General features: G+C 72.0%; 19 protein-coding genes, 1 pseudogene and 1 CRISPR repeat array. Of the genes and pseudogenes, 16 read left to right on the top strand and 4 right to left on the bottom strand.

Annotated elements, in window-relative coordinates:
- Positions 1 to 81 precede the first annotated feature (81 nt).
- On the bottom strand, positions 82 to 714 hold the full coding sequence (locus ACH4PU_RS21395) for a TIGR03085 family metal-binding protein (RefSeq protein ID WP_398274143.1): 633 nt from the start codon (positions 712 to 714) through the stop codon (positions 82 to 84).
- Positions 715 to 785: 71 nt separating this feature from the next.
- A complete protein-coding gene (locus ACH4PU_RS21390) occupies positions 786 to 1,679 on the bottom strand; it encodes a hypothetical protein (protein ID WP_398274140.1) in 894 nt (297 codons plus the stop codon).
- A gap of 64 nt (positions 1,680 to 1,743) precedes the next feature.
- On the opposite strand from ACH4PU_RS21390, the gene hisI reads away from it, so the two are divergent.
- The 15 genes from hisI to ACH4PU_RS21315 all read left to right on the top strand — a co-directional run bounded on the left by hisI (position 1,744) and on the right by ACH4PU_RS21315 (position 18,803).
- Entirely contained in the window at positions 1,744 to 2,169 is a 426-nt protein-coding gene (hisI, locus tag ACH4PU_RS21385; RefSeq protein ID WP_398274137.1) for a phosphoribosyl-AMP cyclohydrolase, read from the top strand.
- Positions 2,170 to 2,180: 11 nt separating this feature from the next.
- Positions 2,181 to 3,731 carry an anthranilate synthase component I gene (locus tag ACH4PU_RS21380; RefSeq protein ID WP_398274134.1) on the top strand — a complete coding sequence of 517 codons (1,551 nt, stop codon included), beginning with the start codon at positions 2,181 to 2,183 and terminating at the stop codon, positions 3,729 to 3,731.
- A gap of 43 nt (positions 3,732 to 3,774) precedes the next feature.
- Positions 3,775 to 4,425, top strand: a complete 651-nt coding sequence (locus ACH4PU_RS21375) for a TIGR02234 family membrane protein (protein WP_398274131.1) — start codon at positions 3,775 to 3,777, stop codon at positions 4,423 to 4,425.
- A gap of 150 nt (positions 4,426 to 4,575) precedes the next feature.
- Positions 4,576 to 4,818 (top strand): HGxxPAAW family protein, encoded by a 243-nt coding sequence (locus tag ACH4PU_RS21370; RefSeq protein ID WP_398274127.1) that lies wholly within the window; start codon positions 4,576 to 4,578, stop codon positions 4,816 to 4,818.
- A gap of 131 nt (positions 4,819 to 4,949) precedes the next feature.
- Positions 4,950 to 5,399, top strand: a complete 450-nt coding sequence (locus ACH4PU_RS21365; RefSeq protein WP_398274124.1) for a DUF2752 domain-containing protein — start codon at positions 4,950 to 4,952, stop codon at positions 5,397 to 5,399.
- A gap of 136 nt (positions 5,400 to 5,535) precedes the next feature.
- Complete coding sequence (gene trpC / locus ACH4PU_RS21360; RefSeq protein WP_398274121.1) at positions 5,536 to 6,345, top strand: indole-3-glycerol phosphate synthase TrpC; 810 nt, start codon at positions 5,536 to 5,538, stop codon at positions 6,343 to 6,345.
- Positions 6,346 to 6,352: 7 nt separating this feature from the next.
- Positions 6,353 to 6,505: a tryptophan biosynthesis modulator TrpM gene (gene trpM / locus ACH4PU_RS21355; protein ID WP_398274117.1), complete on the top strand. Its 153-nt coding sequence runs from the start codon at positions 6,353 to 6,355 to the stop codon at positions 6,503 to 6,505.
- Between the two features lie 70 nt (positions 6,506 to 6,575).
- Positions 6,576 to 7,859: a tryptophan synthase subunit beta gene (gene trpB / locus ACH4PU_RS21350; RefSeq protein ID WP_398274114.1), complete on the top strand. Its 1,284-nt coding sequence runs from the start codon at positions 6,576 to 6,578 to the stop codon at positions 7,857 to 7,859.
- Positions 7,856 to 8,674 carry a tryptophan synthase subunit alpha gene (gene trpA / locus ACH4PU_RS21345; RefSeq protein ID WP_398274111.1) on the top strand — a complete coding sequence of 273 codons (819 nt, stop codon included), beginning with the start codon at positions 7,856 to 7,858 and terminating at the stop codon, positions 8,672 to 8,674. The genes trpB and trpA overlap by 4 nt, the downstream gene beginning before the upstream one ends.
- A gap of 128 nt (positions 8,675 to 8,802) precedes the next feature.
- On the top strand, positions 8,803 to 9,591 hold the full coding sequence (locus ACH4PU_RS21340; RefSeq protein ID WP_398274108.1) for a thioredoxin domain-containing protein: 789 nt from the start codon (positions 8,803 to 8,805) through the stop codon (positions 9,589 to 9,591).
- 111 nt (positions 9,592 to 9,702) lie between these two features.
- Complete coding sequence (gene lgt / locus ACH4PU_RS21335) at positions 9,703 to 10,653, top strand: prolipoprotein diacylglyceryl transferase (protein ID WP_398274105.1); 951 nt, start codon at positions 9,703 to 9,705, stop codon at positions 10,651 to 10,653.
- A 349-nt stretch (positions 10,654 to 11,002) separates the two neighbouring features.
- Positions 11,003 to 11,734, top strand: a complete 732-nt coding sequence (locus ACH4PU_RS21330; RefSeq protein WP_398274102.1) for a VIT1/CCC1 transporter family protein — start codon at positions 11,003 to 11,005, stop codon at positions 11,732 to 11,734.
- A gap of 316 nt (positions 11,735 to 12,050) precedes the next feature.
- Positions 12,051 to 16,598 carry a glutamate synthase large subunit gene (gene gltB, locus ACH4PU_RS21325; protein WP_398274100.1) on the top strand — a complete coding sequence of 1,516 codons (4,548 nt, stop codon included), beginning with the start codon at positions 12,051 to 12,053 and terminating at the stop codon, positions 16,596 to 16,598.
- Positions 16,591 to 18,051 carry a glutamate synthase subunit beta gene (locus ACH4PU_RS21320; RefSeq protein ID WP_398274097.1) on the top strand — a complete coding sequence of 487 codons (1,461 nt, stop codon included), beginning with the start codon at positions 16,591 to 16,593 and terminating at the stop codon, positions 18,049 to 18,051. The genes gltB and ACH4PU_RS21320 overlap by 8 nt, the downstream gene beginning before the upstream one ends.
- A 185-nt stretch (positions 18,052 to 18,236) precedes the next feature.
- Positions 18,237 to 18,803, top strand: a complete 567-nt coding sequence (locus ACH4PU_RS21315) for a hypothetical protein (protein ID WP_398274094.1) — start codon at positions 18,237 to 18,239, stop codon at positions 18,801 to 18,803.
- Between the two features lie 121 nt (positions 18,804 to 18,924).
- Positions 18,925 to 19,623: a CRISPR direct-repeat array (repeat unit 28 nt; unit sequence GTGGTCCCCGCGCACGCGGGGGTGGCCC).
- A 38-nt stretch (positions 19,624 to 19,661) separates the two neighbouring features.
- On the opposite strand, the pseudogene ACH4PU_RS21310 reads toward ACH4PU_RS21315, so the two are convergent.
- Together ACH4PU_RS21310 and ACH4PU_RS21305 are read right to left on the bottom strand one after the other, a co-directional pair.
- Positions 19,662 to 19,847: pseudogene (locus tag ACH4PU_RS21310) on the bottom strand (DUF397 domain-containing protein); the annotation flags it as partial.
- Positions 19,844 to 20,725, bottom strand: coding sequence for a helix-turn-helix domain-containing protein (locus ACH4PU_RS21305; protein ID WP_398274091.1), 882 nt, complete (start codon positions 20,723 to 20,725; stop codon positions 19,844 to 19,846). The pseudogene ACH4PU_RS21310 and the gene ACH4PU_RS21305, both read right to left, overlap by 4 nt.
- 282 nt (positions 20,726 to 21,007) lie before the next feature.
- Here ACH4PU_RS21305 and ACH4PU_RS21300 point away from each other — a divergent pair, with 282 nt between their 5' ends.
- Positions 21,008 to 21,553 (top strand): hypothetical protein, encoded by a 546-nt coding sequence (locus tag ACH4PU_RS21300; RefSeq protein WP_398274088.1) that lies wholly within the window; start codon positions 21,008 to 21,010, stop codon positions 21,551 to 21,553.
- Positions 21,554 to 21,645: the final 92 nt, after the last annotated feature.

The raw sequence follows: 21,645 nt of genomic DNA, 5'->3' as shown, positions 1-21,645 counted from the left end.
TGAGCACGAGCGGCGGAGCCGCGACAAGGGGGTCTGGGGCGCAGCCCCAGGAAACGGCGAAAGGGAGGGTCCGGGGCGCCCTCACAACCCCAGACGCGCAGCCAGCAGCTTCGCCTTCGCGACCTCGTCGCCCTCCAGTTCCACCCGCGCCGCGGCCTGCCGCCCGAAGGCGAACAGCGTCAGCTCACCGGGTTCACCGGTGACGGTGACGACGGGAACGCCCCGGTTCCCCACGGCCGTACGGCCGTCGGGCCGGCGGAGGACGACGCCGACAGGAGCCTTGCGGCCCAGGACCCGGGCCATCTTCTCCAGGCGGGCCCAGAGCGCGTCGGCGAAGACGGGATCGAGCTCGCGCGGCGTCCAGTCGGACTGGGCGCGGCGGACGTCCTCGGTGTGGACGTAGAACTCGACGGTGTTGGCCGCCTCGTCGATCTGCTTGAGGGCGAACGGCGAGGTGCGCGGCGGCCCGGTCCGGATGAGCTGGATCAGTTCCTCGTAGGGCTTGGCGGCGAACTCCGCCTGGACCCGTTCCAGGCGGGCGGCCAGCGGTTTGAACAGGACGCCCGCCGCGGCGTCGGAGCGGCGTTCGCGCACCACGACGTGGGCCGCGAGATCGCGGGCGCTCCACCCCTGGCAGAGCGTCGGGGCGTTCGGGCCCGCGGTCTCCAACAGATCCGCGAGAAGCAGGCGTTCGCGCTGTGCGTGGGTCGACATGGCGGCAGCCTACGGTCGGTGCCGCCGCCGTGCCACGGCGCCGCGCCCGCCGGCCGCTCGGGCAGGGCCGGCTACTCGGGCAGGGGGGCCGTCAGCTTGGCGCCGCCCGGCTTGTCGCTGCGGGCGATCCAGCAGGTGACCCGGCGCTCGCCGGTCAGCAGGTACGTCCGCTCGTTGGGGTAGAGGGCGAAGTAGTAGTACAGGCGGCCGTCGTTCACGGCGCGCAGCCGCCGCTCGGCGTCCGGCTTGCACAGGCCGCGGGCCTTGTCCTGGATCTCCGACTCGGTCAGCAGGCCGTTGCTCAGCGTCCGGTTGGTGATCGCCTCGCCGTCGTGGCTGCCGTCGCAGGACTTCTTCTCGACGCGGGTGACGGACGGGGTCATCGCCGGGTGGTCGAAGCACTCGCCGGGCTTGACGACGACCATGGGCACCACGATCGACGAGGAACCGGAGGGCGACGGCTCGGCGGAGGACGTCGGCGGCAGGGGTATGTGGGGGAGCGTCGGCAGCGGCGACGGTCTGTACGTCGGGGCCTCGCTCGACGAGGTGCTGGGGGAGGACGAGCCCTTGGCGGACGGCTTGTCGTCGCCGCCCGAGTCCTTGGTGGCGAAGATGACGCCGCCCACGATCAGGCCGACCACCAGCACCGCGCCCACCACGATGGCGGCCACCTTCGCTCCGCCGCCCCCCGAGGGCGGCGGAGCCATCCCGGGCTGCGACCCGTAAGGGCCGTATCCCGGCGGCTGGTTCTGGCCGTACGGCTGCGGGCCCTGCCCGTACGGGGACGGGCCGCCGTAGGGCGGCTGCCCGCCGTACGGGGGCTGCCCACCGGGGCCCTGCTGTCCGTCGCCGCCGTACGGGGGCTGCTCGGGCGGCGGCCCGAAGCCCGACGGCGGCCCGAAGCCGCCGCCGCCCCCGGGCGGCTGCGGCGGGTTGGAGGGAGGGGGAGGAGGCGGTGAGGTCATGACGGAAGCATGCCGTATCCCTCGGACATCCATGCGACCGGTCCAGGAGCGGCACAATGGCTCCATGACCGGCAAGCCCCTTTCCAGTTCCGAGCCCGGCCCCACCGGCTCCTCTCGCTCCTCCCGTCCCGCCGCCCCCGGCAGCACCGCGCTCGACCCCGCCGTCGCCGCGCGCCTCAAGCGCACCGCCGAGGGCCTGGTGCCGGCCGTCGCCCAGCAGTACGACACCGGCGAGGTGCTGATGCTCGGCTGGATGGACGACGAGGCACTGCACCGCACCCTCACCACCGGCCGCTGCACCTACTGGAGCCGCAGCCGCAACGAGTACTGGGTCAAGGGCGACACCTCCGGCCACGTCCAGCACGTCAAGTCCGTGGCCCTGGACTGCGACGGCGACACCCTCCTCGTCAAGGTCGACCAGACCGGTCCGGCGTGCCACACCGGGACGCGCACCTGTTTCGACGCCGGAGAGCTGCCGTTGGGCCAGTAGGCTCCGCTGGCATGGCTGCCACCTCCACCGCTCCGGGGCCCGCTCAGCTCCCCGACGCCGACACCTTCCGCGCGCTGGCCAAGGACCGCCGGGTCATCCCGGTCACCCGGCGCTTCCTGGCCGACGGCGACACCCCCGTCGCCCTCTACCGCAAGCTCGCCGCCGAGCGGCCGGGCACGTTCCTGCTGGAGTCCGCGGAACAGGGCCGGAGCTGGTCGCGCTACTCGTTCATCGGCGTCCGCAGCGCCGCCACCCTCACGGCGCGGGACGGCGAGACCCACTGGCTGGGCACCCCGCCCGTCGGCGTCCCCGTCGACGGCGACCCGCTGCGCACCCTGCGGGCGACCGTCGAGGCGCTGCACACCCCGCGCGACCTGATCGAGGGCGCCGGGCTGCCGCCCTTCACCGGCGGCATGGTCGGCTACCTGGGCTACGACGTCGTCCGCCGCCTGGAGAAGATCGGCGACCGGCACGGGGAGGGCGACGGCCTCGGGCTGCCCGAACTCACCATGCTGCTCACCTCCGACCTCGCCGTCCTCGACCACTGGAACGGCACGGTCCTGCTGATCGCCAACGCGATCAACCACAACGACCTGGAGACGGGCGTCGACGAGGCGTACGCGGACGCCGTGGCCCGCCTCGACGCGATGACCGCCGACCTGCACCGGCCCGTCCCCACCCACCCGACCGTGCTGCCGTCCGCCGAGCTGCCGGAGTTCACCGCCCGCTGGGGCGGCGCCGACTACCAGGCGGCCGTCGAGGACATCAAGGAGCGCATCCGGGCGGGCGAGGCGTTCCAGGTGGTGCCGTCGCAGCGGTTCGAGACGCCGTGCGCGGCCTCCGCGCTGGACGTCTACCGGGTGCTGCGGGCCACCAACCCCAGCCCGTACATGTACCTCTTCCAGTTCGACGGCTTCGAGGTCGTCGGCTCCAGCCCCGAGGCGCTGGTGAAGGTCGAGGACGGGCGGGCCATGGTCCACCCCATCGCCGGCACCCGCCCGCGCGGCGCCACCCCGCAGGCCGACGCCGCCCTCGCCGAGGAGCTCCTCGCCGACCCGAAGGAGCGGGCCGAGCACCTGATGCTCGTCGACCTCGGCCGCAACGACCTGGGCCGGGTCTGCGAGCCGGGCAGCGTCGAGGTCGTCGACTTCATGTCGATCGAGCGCTACAGCCACGTCATGCACATCGTCTCCACCGTCACCGGCCGTCTCGCGCCGGGCCGGACGGCGTTCGACGTGCTCACCGCCTGCTTCCCGGCCGGCACCCTCTCCGGCGCCCCCAAGCCCCGGGCCATGCAGATCATCGAGGAGCTCGAACCGTCCCGCCGCGGCCTGTACGGCGGCTGCGTCGGCTACCTGGACTTCGCCGGGGACTCGGACACCGCCATCGCCATCCGCACCGCCGTGCTGCGCGACGGCACCGCCTACGTCCAGGCGGGCGCGGGCGTCGTCGCCGACTCCGACCCGGTCGCGGAGGACACCGAGTGCCGCAACAAGGCCGCCGCCGTGCTGCGGGCCGTGCACGGCGCCGCCCGGCTCACCCGCCCGGGGGCACCCGCGTGACCCCGGCTGCGCGGCACGCGCGGGCGCAGGGGATAGTGGGAGGGTGAGCGCAGCCGTACCCCACCCCCGCACCCGCACCGAGCCCGCACCCGGCCGGAGCGCCCGGCGCAGCGTCGGCGCCGCCCTCTTCCTCACGGCGGCCGGCGCCGCGCTCGTGCTGCTCGCCGGCGGCCGGACGTGGGTCGAGGGCACGGCGGCGGGCGTCCGCGACGCGGCCCGCGAGCAGGCCACCGGCCAGGACGTCACCGGCCTGCCCGGTGCCCTCGCCATCGTCGGCCTGGCCGCGCTCGTCGCGGTCTTCGCCGTGCGGCGGGCCGGCCGGACGCTGGTCGCCGCGGTGCTGGCGCTGTGCGGCGCGGGCGTCGTCGTGGGCAGCGTCACCGGCGCTTCCGACACCGGGGCCCTGGAGGAGAAGGCGGCCAGGACCACCGGCCTGTCCACTGCCGCCGTCGAGCACGTCAGCCACACCCCCTGGCCCTGGGTGGCCCTGGCCGGCGGCGTCCTGCTGCTGCTCGCCGGGCTGCTCGCGCTGCGCTACGGCCGGCACTGGCCCGCCATGGGCGGCCGGTACGAGCGCGACGGCACTCCGCGCCCCCGCCGGCCGCGCCGCGCGCCGGACCCCGAGCGGCCCGAGGAGATCTGGAAGGCCCTCGACCGGGGGGAGGACCCCACCGGCGACGCCGCGCCCCGGTAGCCGCCGCCCGGGCGGTTCCCCGTCGGCCTCATGCCCGTTCACGCCCACCCCACGTCGAGACGGTCACGGGCCGTCAGGGACAATGACCGCGAGGGTCATGCGCCGCCCGCAGGCGCGATTCGGCGACCCCCAGCAACGAGGAGTCAAGTCATGTCGGGTCAGGTACACCACGGAAAGACCCCGGCCGCCTGGACCGGTGTCATCATTTCCTTCATCGGCTTCTGTGTCGCCAGCGCGTTCATCGTGATGGCCAAGCCGGTCGGTTTCTGGGCCGGTGTCGGCGTCATCTTCCTCGGCGCGATCGTCGGCGGCATCATGCGCCTCATGGGCCTCGGCCAGGCCCCCAAGATGGGTTCGCGGCCCAAGGCCGAGGCGCAGCCGCAGAACGGCTGACCGGCGGTCCCCGTACCCGCACCGCCCTCGCGCGAAGGCGCGGCCCGGAACCCGTACCCGATCGATCGCTCCGATCATCCGTACGGGCGTCCCGAGCCGCGCCTTCGCGCGTTCCGGCGGACACTGGCGACGTGAGGGAGCCTGCTGCCAGACCGGGCCCTGCCCCCGGCCGGGCCGCCGCGCCGTCCGTCCGCCGGCTGGGCGCGCCGCTCGGCGTCGCCGCGGGGCTCGGCGCGGCGGCGGCCCTGATCGGGGCGGTGGACCCGAACGAGCCGGGTCATTACCCCGTCTGCCCGCTGCTCCACTTCACCGGCCTGCTCTGCCCCGCCTGCGGCGGTCTGCGCGGCCTGCACGCCCTGCTGCACGGCGACCTCCCCGCCGCCCTGCGCGCCAACGCCCTCGCCGTCCCCGGCTACGCCGTCTTCGCCGTCCTCTGGGCGGCCTGGTGCGTCCGCGCGGTGCGCCGCGACGGCGGGATGCCGCTGGCCCTGCGGCCGGTCCACTGGTGGGGGATCGGTCTGCTGGTGCTGGCCTTCACCGTGGTGCGGAACCTGCCGTGCGGGGCGGTGCTCGCCCCGTGACACCCGGTGGCCGCGACGCCGCCGTCAACCGGATGCGCGACCCGCGCCCGGCGGCAAGTACCATCACAGTGTGCTGGTGGGACGAGTACGAACCGCATCAGCCCAGATCATCCGAGCCCGGAAGGGGGCCGCTCGCGTGAGTGTGCTCGACGAGATCATCGACGGAGTCCGTGCCGACCTGGCGGAACGGCAGGCGCGCGTCGGCCTCGACGAGCTCAAGGAGCGGGCCGCGAAGGCCCCGCAGGTCAGGGACGGCGCCGCCGCCCTGCGCGGCGAGAACGTCTCCGTGATCTGCGAGGTCAAGCGCTCCAGCCCCTCCAAGGGCGCGCTGGCCGCCATCGCCGACCCCGCCGGGCTCGCCGCCGACTACGAGGCCGGTGGCGCCTCCGTCATCAGCGTGCTGACCGAGCAGCGCCGCTTCGGCGGCTCGCTCGCCGACCTGGAGGCCGTTCGCGCCAAGGTCGACATCCCGGTCCTGCGCAAGGACTTCATCGTCACCGCCTACCAGCTCTGGGAGGCCCGCGCCTACGGCGCCGACCTCGCCCTGCTGATCGTCGCCGCCCTGGAGCAGGAGGCCCTCGTCTCCCTGATCGAGCGGGCCGAGTCCATCGGGCTCACCCCGCTGGTCGAAGTGCACGACGAGGACGAGGTCGAGCGGGCGGTGGCCGCCGGCGCCCGCGTCATCGGCGTCAACGCGCGCGACCTGAAGACGCTGGAGGTCGACCGGGGCACCTTCGCCCGGGTCGCCCCCGAGATCCCGGACGGCATCGTGAAGATCGCCGAGTCCGGTGTGCGCGGCCCGCACGACCTCATCGCCTACGCCAACGACGGCGCCGACGCGGTGCTCGTCGGCGAGTCCCTGGTCACCGGGCGCGACCCGAAGGGGGCCGTCGCCGACCTGGTCGCCGCCGGCGCCCACCCGGCTCTGCGGCACGGCAGGAGCTGAGGACGGCATGACCGCGTACGCGCGCCTGGCCCGGGGGTGCCGCCCCCGGGGCTGTCGCGCGCCGGCGCGGCGGGTGCGCGGCCGCAGGGTGCGCTACCACATCGGGTGCGAGCCCGGACAGATCAACGGGCGCCGATGGCGCGGGACCGCTCAGCCGTAGTCGGTCCTTTCGGTGAGCGCGGGGTGCCTTCTCCGCGCCCGCCGCCCCTTTCTGTCACAGGAGTACCTCCGTGTCCTCTGAGTTCTTCGTTCCCGACCCCGCGGGCCAGGTGCCCAGCGCGGCGGGCTACTTCGGCGCCTTCGGCGGCACCTTCATCCCCGAGGCGCTGGTCGCCGCCGTGGACGAGGTCGCCGTCGCCTACGAGAAGGCCAAGTCCGACCCGTCCTTCGCCGCCGAGCTCGACGAGCTGATGGTCCACTACACCGGGCGCCCCAGCTCCCTCACCGAGGTGCCGCGGTTCGCCGAACACGCGGGCGGCGCCCGGGTGTTCCTCAAGCGCGAGGACCTCAACCACACCGGGTCCCACAAGATCAACAACGTGCTGGGCCAGGCCCTGCTCACCCAGCGGATGGGCAAGACGCGCGTCATCGCGGAGACCGGCGCCGGCCAGCACGGCGTCGCCACCGCCACCGCCTGCGCCCTCTTCGGCCTCGAATGCACCATCTACATGGGCGAGGTCGACACCGAGCGGCAGGCCCTCAACGTCGCCCGGATGCGGATGCTCGGCGCCGAGGTCATCGCCGTGAAGTCCGGCAGCCGCACCCTGAAGGACGCCATCAACGAGGCGTTCCGCGACTGGGTCGCCAACGTCGACCGCACCCACTACCTGTTCGGCACGGTCGCCGGGCCGCACCCCTTCCCGGCCATGGTCCGCGACTTCCACCGGGTCATCGGCGTCGAGGCCCGCCGGCAGATCCTGGAGCGCGCCGGGCGGCTGCCCGACGCGGCCGTCGCCTGCGTCGGCGGCGGCTCCAACGCCATCGGCCTGTTCCACGCCTTCATCCCCGACGCGGGCGTCCGGCTCATCGGCTGCGAGCCCGCCGGACACGGCGTCGAGACCGGCGAGCACGCGGCCACCCTGACCGCGGGCGAGCCGGGCATCCTGCACGGCTCCCGGTCCTATGTCCTCCAGGACGACGAGGGGCAGATCACCGAGCCGTACTCCATCTCGGCCGGCCTGGACTATCCCGGCGTCGGACCCGAGCACGCCTACCTCAAGGACTCCGGGCGCGGCGAGTACCGGGCGGTCACCGACGACGCCGCGATGCGGGCGCTGCGCCTGCTGTCCCGCACCGAGGGCATCATCCCGGCCATCGAGAGCGCCCACGCGCTGGCCGGCGCCCTGGAGGTCGGCCGGGAGCTGGGCCGGGACGGCCTGATCGTCGTCAACCTGTCCGGCCGCGGCGACAAGGACATGGACACCGCCGCCCGCTACTTCGGCCTCTACGACACCGACGCCGAGGTGGCCGCCGACCGCACCGCCACCGCAGAGATCGAGGGGGACGCCAAGTGACCGGAAACGTCGAGCTGTTGGCCGACACCCTCGCCGCCGCGAAGGCCGAGGACCGCGCCGCGCTCATCGCCTACCTCCCGGCCGGCTTCCCGACCGTGGACGGCGGCATCGCGGCGATCAAGGCCGTCTTCGACGGCGGGGCGGACGTGGTGGAGGTGGGGCTGCCGCACAGCGACCCCGTCCTCGACGGCCCCGTCATCCAGACCGCCGACGACATCGCCCTGAAGGGCGGCGTCCGGATCGCGGACGTCATGCGGACGGTCCGGGAGGCCCACGCGGCCACCGGCAAGCCCGTGCTCGTCATGACGTACTGGAACCCCATCGACCGCTACGGCGTCGAGCGCTTCACCGCCGAGCTCGCCGAGGCGGGCGGCGCGGGCTGCATCCTGCCCGACCTGCCGGTGCAGGAATCGGAGCTGTGGCGGGAGCACGCCGGCCGGCACGGCCTCGCGACGGTCTTCGTCGTGGCGCCGAGCAGCAAGGACGAGCGACTCGCCACGATCACCGCGGCGGGCAGCGGCTTCGTCTACGCGGCCTCGCTGATGGGCGTCACCGGAACCCGGGCGTCCGTCGGAGCCCAGGCGAAGGAGCTGGTCGAGCGCACCCGGGCCACCGGCACCGCGCTGCCCGTCTGCGTCGGGCTCGGCGTCTCCGACGCGGCGCAGGCCGCCGAGGTCGCCGGGTTCGCGGACGGGGTCATCGTCGGCTCGGCGTTCGTCAAGCGGATGCTGGACGCTCCGGACGAGGCGGCCGGGCTCGTGGCGGTCAGGGAGCTGGCCGGGGAGCTGGCGGACGGCGTCCGCAAGCGGGGCTGATCCCGGGGCGTGACCTCGGGACTGATCCTTGGGCGTGATCCCGGGGCAGGTGGGGCCGGGTAATCCGTTCGAAGGAACCTGGGACCGGGGGTGCGCTGGGGCGCACCCCCGGTTCGTTGTACGGGGACGTGAACGAGAAGCACAGCGAGGGAAAGCGCAGCGCCCGCGAGCGGCTGCAGGAACAGCGCCAGAAGGACGCCGCCCGCGCCAAGCGCAAACGGGCGATGATCGCGGGGCTGGCGGTGGTGGGGGTGCTGGGGACCGGCGCCGGGGTCGCGGCGGTCGTCGCGAACACGGGCGGGGGGAAGAAGGACGAGGCGGCGGGCCCGCCGCTGCCACCGCAGGGGGCGCTCGGCAAGGACGGCTCCACCATCCCGGTCGGAAAGAAGGCCGCCAAGGCCACCCTCACCGTCTACGAGGACTTCCGCTGCCCGGCCTGCGGCCTGTTCGAGAACGCGTACCGGGACACCGTGCGCGACCTGGAGCAGGAGGGCAAGCTCAAGACCGAGTACCACATCGTCACCCTCATCGACCGGAACCTGGGCGGCACGGGCTCGCTCCGGGCCGCCAACGCGGCGGCGTGCGCACAGGACGCCGGCAAGTTCGCGGCGTTCCACGACGTCCTCTACAAGAACCAGCCGCCCGAGACGAAGGACGCCTTCGCCGAGACCTCCCGGCTGTACGAGCTCGCCGGGCAGGTGCCCGGGCTGAACACCCCCGGCTTCCAGAAGTGCGTGGACGACGGCATGCACGACAGCTGGGTGAAGCAGGCGCACGAGGCGTTCCGCAAGGGGGCCTACAAGGCGACGCCGACCGTGCTGCTCAACGGGAAGAGCGTCTACGGGGACCCCGCGCATCCGCTGACCCCGGCGAAGCTGCGGGAGATGACGGTGGCGGCCGCCAAGAAGAAGCACTGAGGCGACGGGCCGGGGGCCTGTGCCGCGTGCGGGGCACGGGGCCCGTTACGCAGCTGTTGTCCCGGGTGGGTTGCCGGTCGCGCGCCCCGGCAGGGTAGCGTCGGTGGTGCCATGAATCTCGCATACATTCCCAGCCCGTCGACCGGCGTCCTCCACCTGGGGCCGGTCCCGCTGCGCGGCTATGCCTTCTGCATCATCATCGGCGTCTTCGCCGCCGTCTGGCTCGGCAACCGACGCTGGGTCGCGCGCGGCGGCCGGGTCGGGACCGTCGCCGACATCGCCGTCTGGGCCGTGCCCTTCGGCCTCGTCGGCGGCCGGCTCTACCACGTGATCACCGACTACGAGCTGTACTTCGGCGAGGGCCGGAACTGGGTCGACTCCTTCAAGATCTGGGAGGGCGGCCTCGGCATCTGGGGCGCGGTGGCCCTGGGCGCGGTCGGCGCCTGGATCGGCTGCCGTCGGCGCGGCATCCCGCTGCCCGCCTGGGCCGACGCCGTCGCCCCCGGCATCGCCGTGGCCCAGGCGATCGGCCGGTGGGGCAACTGGTTCAACCAGGAGCTCTACGGGAAGCCGACGGATCTGCCGTGGGCGCTGAAGATCGACGCGGATCCGGCGATCGGTCGGGTCGCCGGTACGTACCATCCGACGTTCCTGTACGAGTCGCTGTGGTGCCTCGGCGTCGCCGCCCTGGTGATCTGGGCCGACCGGCGCTTCAAGCTGGGGCATGGGCGGGCGTTCGCGCTGTACGTCGCGGCGTACACGGTGGGGCGCTTCTGGACGGAGTACCTGCGGGTGGACGACGCGCACCATGTGCTGGGGCTGCGGCTCAACGGGTGGACGTCGATTCTGGTGTTCATCGCGGCGGTGGTGTACATCGTCGTGTCCTCGAAGAAGGTCCCTGGGCGGGAGGCCGTGGTCGAGCCGGGCGTCTCCGACGCGGCGCTGGACGAGTCCGGTCCGGACGTGAAGGATGCTCCGCCCGCCGTGAAGGACGCTCCTCCGGCGAAGCCTGCGGATGCTCCGAAGCCGGCGGATGGCCCTGAGGCGGCCAAGAAGCTCTGAGCGTTGCGCTGGGCGGGATGGGGGTGCCCCTGTCCCGCCCCTTCCCGTTTCTTGCGGGGGCTGCGCCCCCGCACCCCCGAAACCGCGCTCCGCGCGGTTGTCCTCAAACGCCGGACGGGCTATATCAGCCCGTCCGGCGTTTGAGGACGAGCGGCGAAGCCGCGACAAGCGGGGTCTGGGGCGCAGCCCAGGAAACGGCGAAAGGGCGGGACCGGGGCACCGCAAAACCCCAGGTCAGCGAGGTAAGTTCGGCCTTCCTTGCTAGCGCGGACATGCCATCCGCGCGTACCTTCGAACCGGTAGGGATCAGGGCGCAAGGCCCGCCCCCCCGGCGAAGGAGCAACTCACCATGGCCGTCCTCGACACCGCCGCCACCACGCACATAGCCCACCGCGACAACCACACGCACCGCGATGTGAACGGCGGCTGGCTGCGCCCGGCCGTGTTCGGGGCGATGGACGGCCTCGTGTCGAACCTGGCGCTGCTGACGGGCGTCGCGGGCGGGGACGCCACCTCGCAGACGCTGGTGATCACGGGGCTCGCCGGCCTCGCCGCGGGTGCGTTCTCGATGGCGGTGGGGGAGTACACGTCCGTCGCGTCGCAGCGCGAGCTGGTCCTCGCGGAGCTGGACATCGAGCGGCGTGAGCTGCGGAAGCACCCGACCGACGAGCTGGAGGAGCTGGCCGCGCTCTACGAGTCGCGCGGGGTGGAGCCGGCGCTCGCGCGGGAGGTGGCCCGGCAGCTGTCGAAGGACCCGGAGCAGGCGCTGGAGATCCACGCCCGCGAGGAGCTGGGTATCGACCCCTCCGACCTGCCCTCGCCGATGACGGCGGCGCTCGCCTCGTTCGGTTCGTTCGCGCTGGGCGCGCTGCTGCCCGTCCTCCCGTATCTGCTGGGCGCCACGCAGCTGTGGCCCGCGGTGCTGCTGGCGCTGCTGGGGCTGTTCGCGTGCGGTGCGGTCGTCGCCCGGGTGACGGCGCGCAGCTGGTGGTTCAGCGGGCTGCGGCAGCTGCTGCTGGGCGGGGCGGCGGCCGGTGTGACGTATCTCCTGGGTATTGCCTTCGGGACCGCTGTCGGGTGATGCTCTATGCGGGTCACCGCATAACGAACGGACGTCACGAGCTGGTTTCCGCGCGGTTTCAACCCTTCGGCAACAGGGCACATCTTCACAAGCGCCCGTGGGCAGTGCGGCCCGCGTCGAGTGCGCTCCACCCTCGTGGGTCTCTGTAGATCCCCGTAGATCTCCGTGAGTCTCGTCCCTGTTGTCCACATAGTGGAATCCATCTTCCACTGTGCGAGAAGCGGGTCATCATGTAACCTGCACCAAATTTCGCGGAGGGCCAGCGTCGTCCCTCGGCACATGCACCGCCATGAATGCCAAGACGACGGGAGCGCCGATGCGTTCTGCATCCCACCCCGCTCAGCAGGGGATGTACGACCCCCGCCATGAGCACGACGCCTGCGGCGTCGGCTTTGTCGCGACACTGACCGGCGAGGCGAGCCACGCCCTGGTGGAACAGGCGCTCACCGTCCTGCGCAACCTGGAGCACCGCGGCGCCACCGGCTCCGAGCCGGACTCGGGTGACGGTGCCGGCATCCTCCTCCAGGTCCCGGACGCCTTCCTCCGCGAGGCCGTGGACTTCGCCCTCCCGGAGCCGGGCGCGTACGCCGTCGGCATCGCGTTCCTGCCCGCCGACGAGGAGGGCGTCGTCCCGCGCATCGAGACGATCGCCGCCGAGGAAGGGCTGACCGTCCTCGGCTGGCGTACCGTCTCCGTCGCCCCCGAGCTGCTGGGCAGCACCGCCCGCGCCACCATGCCGGAGTTCCGGCAGCTGTTCGTGGCGGACGGGGACGGGGAGAGCCGCGGAATCGCCCTGGACCGCAAGGCGTTCGTGCTGCGCAAGCGCGCCGAGCGCGAGGCCGGTGTCTACTTCCCGTCGCTCTCCGCCCGCACGATCGTCTACAAGGGCATGCTGACCACCGGCCAGCTGGAGCCCTTCTTCCCGGACCTGTCCGACCGCCGGTTCGCCACGGCCATCGCGCTGGTCCACTCCCGCTTCTCCACCAACACGTTCCCGAGCTGGCCGCTCGCCCACCCGTACCGGTTCGTCGCCCACAACGGTGAGATCAACACCGTCAACGGCAACCGCAACTGGATGCGCGCCCGCGAATCGCAGCTCGCGTCCGGGCTGTTCGGGTCGGCGGAGAGCCTGGAGCGGACGTTCCCCGTCTGCACCCCCGACGCGTCCGACTCCGCCTCCTTCGACGAGGTGCTGGAGCTCCTGCACCTGGGCGGGCGTTCGCTGCCGCACAGCGTGCTGATGATGATCCCCGAGGCATGGGAGCACCATGCCTCCATGGATCCGGCCCGGCGCGCCTTCTACCAGTACCACTCCACCCTGATGGAGCCCTGGGACGGCCCGGCCTGTGTCACCTTCACCGACGGCACCCTCGTCGGCGCCGTTCTCGACCGCAACGGGCTGCGTCCGGGCCGGTACTGGGTCACCGACGACGGGCTGGTCGTCCTCTCCTCCGAGGTCGGCGTCCTGGACCTCGACCCCGCCAAGGTCGTCCGCAAGGGCCGCCTCCAGCCGGGGAAGATGTTCCTGGTCGACACCGCCGGCCACCGCATCATCGAGGACGACGAGATCAAGGCCGGCCTCGCCGCCGAACAGCCGTACAAGGAGTGGCTGGAGGCCGGGCTCATCGAGCTCAAGGACCTCCCCGAGCGCGAGCACATCGTGCACACCCACGCCTCCGTCACCCGCCGCCAGCAGACCTTCGGCTACACCGAAGAGGAGCTGCGCGTCATCCTCGCGCCGATGGCCAACGCCGGTGTGGAGCCGATCGGTTCGATGGGCACGGACTCGCCGATCGCCGCGCTCTCCGAGCGGCCGAGGCTGCTCTTCGACTACTTCACCCAGCTCTTCGCCCAGGTCACCAACCCGCCACTGGACGCGATCCGGGAAGAGCTGGTCACCTCGCTGGTCTCGTCCCTCGGTCCGCAGGGCAACCTGCTGGAGCCGACGGCCGCGTCCTGCCGCAGCGTCACCCTGCCGTTTCCGGTCATCGACAACGACGAGCTCGCCAAGCTCATCCACATCAACGCCGACGGCGACCTCCCCGGCCTCAAGGCCGCCACCCTCTCCGGCCTCTACCGGGTCTCCGGCGGCGGCGAGGCACTGGCCGCGCGGCTGGAGGCGATGTGCGCGGAGGCCGACGCGGCCATCGCGGGCGGCGCCCGGCTGATCGTCCTCTCCGACCGGCACTCCGACGCCGAACACGCCCCCATCCCGTCGCTGCTCCTCACCTCGGCCATCCACCACCACCTCATCCGCACCAAGCAGCGCACCCAGGTGGGTCTGCTGGTCGAGGCCGGGGACGTCCGCGAGGTGCACCACGTCGCGCTGCTCATCGGTTACGGCGCGGCGGCCGTCAACCCCTACCTCGCCATGGAGTCCGTCGAGGACCTGGTCAGGGCGGGGACGTTCCTCAGCGGCATCGCGCCCGAGGACGCCATCCGCAACCTCATCAAGGCGCTGGGGAAGGGCGTGCTGAAGGTGATGTCCAAGATGGGCATCTCCACCGTCGCCTCCTACCGCGGTGCCCAGGTCTTCGAGGCCGTCGGGCTCGACGAGGCGTTCGTCGACACGTACTTCCACGGCACGCCCACCAAGATCGGCGGGGCCGGTCTGGACGTGATCGCCCGCGAGGTCGCCGCCCGGCACGCCAAGGCGTACCCCGCCACCGGCATCCCCGCCACCCACCGGCGGCTGGAGATCGGCGGCGAGTACCAGTGGCGGCGGGAGGGCGAGCCGCACCTGTTCGACCCCGACACCGTCTTCCGGCTCCAGCACGCCACCCGCACCCGTCGCTACGACATCTTCAAGCAGTACACCGGGCGCGTGAACGAGCAGTCGGAGCGGCTGATGACGCTCCGCGGGCTGTTCGCGTTCGCGAGCGACCGGCAGCCCGTGCCGCTGGACGAGGTCGAGCCGGTGAGCGAGATCGTCAAGCGGTTCTCGACCGGCGCGATGTCGTACGGGTCGATCTCGCAGGAGGCTCACGAGACCCTGGCCATCGCCATGAACCGGCTGGGCGGCAAGTCCAACACCGGCGAGGGCGGCGAGGACCCGGAGCGGCTGTACGACCCGGCGCGGCGCAGCGCCATCAAGCAGGTCGCGTCGGGGCGCTTCGGGGTTACCAGCGAATACCTGGTCAACGCGGACGACATCCAGATCAAGATGGCCCAGGGCGCCAAGCCTGGCGAGGGCGGCCAGCTGCCCGGCCACAAGGTCTACCCGTGGGTCGCCAAGACGCGGCACTCCACGCCGGGCGTCGGCCTCATCTCCCCGCCGCCGCACCACGACATCTACTCGATCGAGGACCTCGCCCAGCTCATCCACGACCTGAAGAACGCCAACCCGGCCGCCCGCATCCATGTGAAGCTGGTGTCCGAGGTGGGGGTCGGTACGGTCGCGGCGGGTGTGTCGAAGGCGCACGCCGATGTCGTTCTGATCTCCGGGCACGACGGGGGGACCGGTGCCTCGCCGCTGACCTCGCTGAAGCACGCGGGCGGCCCCTGGGAGCTGGGCCTGGCGGAAGCCCAGCAGACGCTGCTGCTCAACGGGTTGCGCGACCGGATCGTCGTCCAGGCCGACGGGCAGCTCAAGACCGGGCGGGACGTCGTGATCGCGGCGCTGCTCGGCGCGGAGGAGTTCGGCTTCGCGACCGCGCCGCTCGTCGTCTCCGGATGCGTGATGATGCGCGTCTGCCACCTGGACACCTGCCCGGTCGGCATCGCCACCCAGAACCCCGTGCTGCGCGAACGGTTCGCAGGCAAGGCCGAGTTCGTCGTCAACTTCTTCGAGTTCATCGCGGAGGAGGTGCGGGAGCTGCTCGCCGAGCTGGGCTTCCGCAGCCTTGAGGAGGCCGTCGGGCACGCCGAACTCCTGGACACCGGGCGGGCCGTGGACCACTGGAAGGCGCAGGGCCTGGACCTCGCCCCGCTGTTCCACGTCCCCGAGCTGCCCGCGGGCGCCGTCCGGCACCACGCCGTCGCCCAGGACCACGGGCTGGCCAAGGCGCTCGACAACCAGCTGATCAAGCTGGCCGCCGACGCGCTCGACACGGTGGGTGCGGAGGAGGCGCAGCCCGTGCGGGCGCAGGTGCCGGTCCGCAACATCAATCGGACCGTCGGCACCATGCTCGGCCACGAGGTCACCAAGCGGTACGGCGGTGCCGGGCTGCCCGACGACACCATCGACATCACGTTCACCGGCTCGGCCGGGCAGTCGTTCGGCGCCTTCCTGCCGCGCGGCGTCACCCTGCGGCTGGAGGGCGACGCCAACGACTACGTCGGCAAGGGGCTCTCCGGCGGCCGGATCGTCGTCCGGCCGGACCGGGCCGCCGACCACCTCGCCGAGTACTCCACCATCGCGGGCAACACGATTGGTTACGGCGCCACGGGTGGCGAGATGTTCCTGCGGGGCGCGGTCGGGGAGCGGTTCTGCGTCCGCAACTCGGGCGCGGTGGTCGTGTCGGAGGGCGTCGGCGACCACGGCTGCGAGTACATGACGGGCGGCCGGGCCGTCGTCCTCGGCCCGACGGGACGGAACTTCGCGGCCGGCATGTCCGGTGGCGTCGCCTACGTCGTGGACCTGGACCCGCACAACGTCAACAAGGAGCTGGCGGGGGCGGTCGGTTCCCTGGATGCCGCTGACGCGCGGTGGCTGCACGGCGTCGTGCGCCGCCACCAGGAGGAGACGGGATCCACTGTCGCGGCCGGCCTCCTCGCCGACTGGGACGCGGCGGTGGCGCGCTTCCGCAAGGTCGTCCCGCCCACGTACCAGGCAGTGCTCGCCGCCAAGGACGCCGCCGAGCGAGCCGGTCTCTCCGAGACCGAGACCCACGAGAAGATGATGGAGGCGGCGACCCATGGCTGATCCGAAGGGCTTCCTGACCACCGGGCGCGAGGTCGCCCGCACCCGTCCCGTCGAGGAGCGCGTCCGCGACTGGAACGAGGTGTACGTCCCGGGGGCATTGCTGCCGATCATCAGCAAGCAGGCCGGGCGGTGTATGGACTGTGGCATTCCGTTCTGCCACAACGGCTGTCCGCTGGGGAACCTCATCCCCGAGTGGAACGACTACGCGTGGCGGGGCGACTGGCGGGCGGCGAGCGAGCGGCTGCACGCGACGAACAACTTCCCCGAGTTCACCGGGCGGTTGTGCCCCGCGCCGTGCGAGTCGGCGTGCGTGCTGGGCATCAACCAGCAGCCCGTCACCATCAAGAACGTCGAGGTGACGATCGTCGACAAGGCGTGGGAGGCGGGCGACGTCACCCCGCAGCCGCCGGAGCGGTTGTCGGGCAAGACGGTCGCCGTCATCGGCTCCGGCCCGGCCGGCCTCGCGGCAGCGCAGCAGTTGACCCGGGCGGGTCACACGGTGGCGGTGTACGAGCGCGCCGATCGGATCGGCGGGCTGCTGCGGTACGGCATCCCCGAATTCAAGATGGAGAAGCGCCACATCAACCGGCGCATCGAGCAGATGCGGGCGGAGGGGACGAAGTTCCGCACGGAGGTCGAGATCGGTCGTGACGTCGACGCGGCGAAGCTGCGCGGGCGGTACGACGCGGTGGTCGTGGCGGCGGGTGCGACGACGTCGCGCGATCTGCCGGTGCCTGGGCGGGAGTTGCGGGGGATCCACTTCGCGATGGAGTACCTGCCGGTCGCCAACAAGGTGCAGGAGGGCGACTACGTGGCGCCCACCATCACGGCGGAGGGCAAGCACGTGGTGGTGATCGGTGGCGGTGACACGGGTGCGGACTGTGTCGGGACGGCCCACCGGCAGGGTGCGTTGTCGGTGACGCAGCTGGAGATCATGCCGCGGCCGGGGGAGGAGCGGTCGGCTGGTCAGCCGTGGCCGACGTTCCCGATGCTGTACAAGGTCACCTCGGCGCACGAGGAGGGCGGGGAGCGGGTGTACTCCGTCTCCACGACCCACTTCGAGGGCGACGAGGAGGGGCGTGTGCAGTGGCTGCACCTGGTGGAGGTGGAGTTCCGGGAAGGGAAGCCGGAGCGGAAGCCGGGGACGGAGCGGCGGATTCCGGCGCAGTTGGTGACGTTGGCGATGGGCTTCACGGGCACGGATCGCGCCAATGGTCTCGTGGAGCAGCTGGGGCTGGAGCTGGACGCGCGCGGGAATGTGGCGCGGGACGAGTCGTACGCGACGAACGTGCCGGGTGTTTTCGTGGCGGGTGACGCGGGGCGTGGCCAGTCGCTGATCGTCTGGGCGATCGCGGAGGGCCGCTCGGCGGCGCGTGCCGTCGACCGCTACCTGACGGGGGCGAGCACGCTGCCGGCACCGATCCGGCCTACGGACCGGGCGCTGGCGGTCTGAGGCGCTGGTTGTCGGCTGGTTCTCGTGACGTCCGTGCTCCCGATGTCGGCCGGGGGCACGGACGTTGCGTTTACGTCGAGTTGGCGGTGGGGCGTGGCCGAAAGGGGTGCCGGCGCTTGGCGCCGGTGAGGGCGCGGTGGTCGTATCGCATGCATCCGATCAACGGCTCTCATGGGAGGCACGACATGCGACGGCTGACGACAGCGGCCACGGTCTTGGTGTTGGTGGCGATCGGCCTGACGGGCACGGCGGGCGTGGCGGACGCGGCGCCGGCGCCGGTCTCCGTCAGCGCGGAGTGCCCGACGGGCTGGGGCAGCGCGGACAAGTCGTCGGAGGGGCACGAGTACCGTGCGTTGAAGAACATCCGTACCGGCAGCCACGCGTGCTACGACCGCATCGTCTTCGACCTGGGGAGCGCGGCATCCGGGCTGGGGTACCGGGTCGGGTACGTGGACGAGTTCCACCAGGACGGCTCGGGCGACCTGATACCGGTCAAGGGCGGCGCCATCCTGCAGGTGTACGTCAACGCCCCGAGCTACGACCCGAACACGGGCCAGCGCACTTACCCTGGCCGCGGCCGCCAGCCCCTGCCGGGTGTGGATCTCACCGGTTACCGCACCTTCCAGGACACGAAGTTCGGCGCGAGCTTCGAGGGGCAGACTCAGGTGGCCGTGGGGGTACGGGCCCGGCTGCCGTTCCGGGCGGAGCAGGTGGGGGACAAGTTGGTGGTGGATGTGGCGCATAGCTGGTGAGGTGGGGTTGACGGTGGGGTGCGGTGGGCGCGGCGTGATGGTCGGTATGCGGGCTTTGCCGGACTCTCGGGAAGTGAAGGGAAACCCGGGTCGGCCCGGATAAAACCGCAGGTAGCGAAGTGTGGTCCCCGCGCACGCGGGGGTGGCCCCTCCACATGGCCTGGGTGGTCGGCGCCCACATGGTGGTCCCCGCGCACGCGGGGGTGGCCCGCGTTCTCGCAGATCATGCGCGATCTGCTCGTAGTGGTCCCCGCGCACGCGGGGGTGGCCCGACGGCGTGAGCGTCCTGATGGGCGCTGACAATATGGTCCCCGCGCACGCGGGGGTGGCCCACGGGCGGGGCCCTGCGCCCCGGACGGACGGCAGTGGTCCTCGCGCACGCGGGGGTGGCCCTCCTTCGTGCCAGCGCACGCCGGCGCGCAGCACGTGGTCCCCGCGCACGCGGGGGTGGCCCGCACAAGCTCAAGGACTGGGCCGATGACCTCTCGTGGCCCCCGCGCACGCGGGGGTGGCCCGCTCGATCCCCGGCGTCGACAAGGCCGAGGACTGTGGTCCCCGCGCAGGCGGGGGTGGCCCCCACAGCGTGCAGCTCTACCGGCCGGAGCGGTAGTGGTCCCCGCGCAGGCGGGGGTGGCCCCACGTGGCCAGCATGGGCGATGAACCTGCCACGGTGGTCCCCGCGCAGGCGGGGGTGGCCCGAACGACGTCAACGTCGTCTGCGTCCCCTACCCGTGCTCCCCGCGCACGCGGGGGTGGACCGATGGCGAGGAATGCGGCCTGGGTCGGCTGCTGGTGGTCCTCGCGCACGTGGGACTGGCCCGGGGGTCGTAGCAGTTCACCAGCGACGAAGGAGCAAAACGTGCTCCAACTTCCAGCTGGCAAGCGGAAGTATCCGCGCCCAGGGTCCTTCGAGTCTCGGACGGCGACCCCGAGGCCGGGCAGTTCGGCTATCTCGACGCAGCCGTTGCCGCCGTTGCTATGCGAAGACTTGCGCCAAGTGACACCCGTCAGGTCGAGGGTGCAGAGGTCTGCCTTGCGGTTCATGACGAGTCGCTCTCCATGGTCTTCTTGATGATCTCCCGGGACTGGTCCACCGGGAGAGCGGCGGCGACCGTGCGGTCGAAGGCGCCCTCAAACATCTCCACGTGCTCGGTGCCCTCCACGAACTGTCCGCCGACGACGTTCTCGGTGACGACGACCGTCGGCCATGGGGAGGGGAACCGGACGATCTCGAACAGGCCCATCATGGCCGGGTTCGGTGCCATGGCCATGGGCAGGATCTGGATGGTGATGTTCGGCAGGTCCGACATGTCGAGCAGGTGCCGGAGCTGGTCACGCATGAGCGTCGGGTGGGCCGCGAAACGCTGGTGCAGTACCGCCTCGTGGATGACGGCCCAGAAGTTCAGCGGCGGGCGCCCGCCTTCCCTTCTCGTCGTCAGGACGGCCTGCCGGGCCTTGCGGACCTCGGCGAAGGCGGTGACCTCATCGGCGGGTCGCCAGAACGAGGAAGCGGCGATGATCTCCCGGGCGTAGGCGCCGGTCTGGAAGAGACCCGGGATCAGGTTCGGTGAGCAGATCCGGGTGCTCTCGGCGTCGGACTCCAAGGACAGGTAGTCCTTGACGTGCGCGTCCACCACGCTGGCGTAGGTCGTCCACCAGCCCTTCTTCGCCGCGTCTCGGGCCAGTGCCTCGATCGCCATGAGGATGTCCGGGGCGTCCACGCCGTAGATGCCCAGGAGCTTCGACGCCTCGACAGGGCGGATGTGCGCCTTGGCGTTCTCGATCTTGGACAGTTTGGTGCGGTCCCACCCCATGACCTCGGCGACGCGATCGAGGCTCATGCCCGCCTGGTTGCGGTACTTGCGAAGTGCCTCGCCGAGGCGCCGCCTTCGCAACGTCGGCTGGGCTGGTTGGTTCGGCATGGACTGATCGTCCTCCAGGGGTGGCGAACTGCCGCGCTGTGGTTACGGATTGGCCCGTGGGGGTTGCATTGTGCCCGCGTGGGGTCCGGCGAGTCGATAGAACGGAAATTCGGCATGTGCCAATTCAGGTAGCTAGGTTGCTTGGCTGGGTTCCGTGCGGGCATTCTGCCGGAGCCAGGGTGATGCGCGTCACAGTCGCGCTCTCCGTGGTGATCAGTGTTCGGTCGGCTGCCGCCCCGGCCGTCGTCCCAGTTCGCGTCTTCGCTCATGCTGGAGTTCCCCATGCCCTCCCAGTCCTCGCGGGAAGAGCACAGCCGCCCGACGTTGCACCAGCAGCTCAAGGCCAGACACCCGCTCGTACCGTCCGCCCTGGCACATGGCGGCCCTGGTGGTCGGGATCTCGTCGGGGTCCGTATCGGCTTGTCCGAGTCCGGGGGCCGGTCGGTGGGTGGTGCCAGGTACGTCGTGTTGCGTATCGACGACGAGCACGGCGCCGCCCTGGCCCCGTTGGACGTGGTGACGATCAAGGCGACGATCAGGCGGTCCCTTGGTGAGCCGCTGTCGGCGGACGAGCGGAGCGCGGTCAACGAGGACCTCAAGGGCCACCTCGGACTGCTGATGCCGATCGTCGCCGGGGCGCACCCCGAACTGGTCGCCTCCGTCGGGCGCCGGCTTGAGTACGAGCCGCCGGACGCGTACCGGTATCCGGAATGCGCCCGGCAGTGGGGCGAGGAATCCGCCCGCACCGCCGAACAGCTGCTCGGACTCGCCCTTGCCGACGAAGACGCCGAGCATCGGCACGCCGGAGTGTGTAATCCAGGCGGGTAAACCGCTGCTTTGCCGAAGCCCGCTGTACTCATGGGGCGCACGGAAGGGCGGCGGGCGCCCCTGCGCTCGCACGTTCAGGTGGCGGGCGTTGA

Source organism: Streptomyces sp. NPDC021100 (assembly GCF_044333095.1).
Taxonomy (GTDB): Bacteria; Actinomycetota; Actinomycetes; order Streptomycetales; family Streptomycetaceae; genus Streptomyces.
Note: the sequence above shows the minus strand (reverse complement) of the source record. Positions and strands in the feature narration are given on the sequence as shown.

Bases quoted from the DNA above. Each gene is read 5' to 3' on its own strand.
- ACH4PU_RS21320 (WP_398274097.1), top strand. From the start codon at position 16,591: ATGGCTGATCCGAAGGGCTTCCTGACCACCGGGCGCGAGGTCGCCCGC.
- ACH4PU_RS21300 (WP_398274088.1), top strand. From the start codon at position 21,008: ATGCCCTCCCAGTCCTCGCGGGAAGAGCACAGCCGCCCGACGTTGCAC.
- ACH4PU_RS21305 (WP_398274091.1), bottom strand. From the start codon at position 20,725: ATGCCGAACCAACCAGCCCAGCCGACGTTGCGAAGGCGGCGCCTCGGC.
- hisI (WP_398274137.1), top strand. From the start codon at position 1,744: ATGACCGGCAAGCCCCTTTCCAGTTCCGAGCCCGGCCCCACCGGCTCC.
- trpM (WP_398274117.1), top strand. From the start codon at position 6,353: ATGACCGCGTACGCGCGCCTGGCCCGGGGGTGCCGCCCCCGGGGCTGT.
- gltB (WP_398274100.1), top strand. From the start codon at position 12,051: ATGCGTTCTGCATCCCACCCCGCTCAGCAGGGGATGTACGACCCCCGC.
- ACH4PU_RS21390 (WP_398274140.1), bottom strand. From the start codon at position 1,679: ATGACCTCACCGCCTCCTCCCCCTCCCTCCAACCCGCCGCAGCCGCCC.
- ACH4PU_RS21330 (WP_398274102.1), top strand. From the start codon at position 11,003: ATGGCCGTCCTCGACACCGCCGCCACCACGCACATAGCCCACCGCGAC.
- ACH4PU_RS21370 (WP_398274127.1), top strand. From the start codon at position 4,576: ATGTCGGGTCAGGTACACCACGGAAAGACCCCGGCCGCCTGGACCGGT.
- lgt (WP_398274105.1), top strand. From the start codon at position 9,703: ATGAATCTCGCATACATTCCCAGCCCGTCGACCGGCGTCCTCCACCTG.
- ACH4PU_RS21380 (WP_398274134.1), top strand. From the start codon at position 2,181: ATGGCTGCCACCTCCACCGCTCCGGGGCCCGCTCAGCTCCCCGACGCC.
- ACH4PU_RS21315 (WP_398274094.1), top strand. From the start codon at position 18,237: ATGCGACGGCTGACGACAGCGGCCACGGTCTTGGTGTTGGTGGCGATC.
- ACH4PU_RS21395 (WP_398274143.1), bottom strand. From the start codon at position 714: ATGTCGACCCACGCACAGCGCGAACGCCTGCTTCTCGCGGATCTGTTG.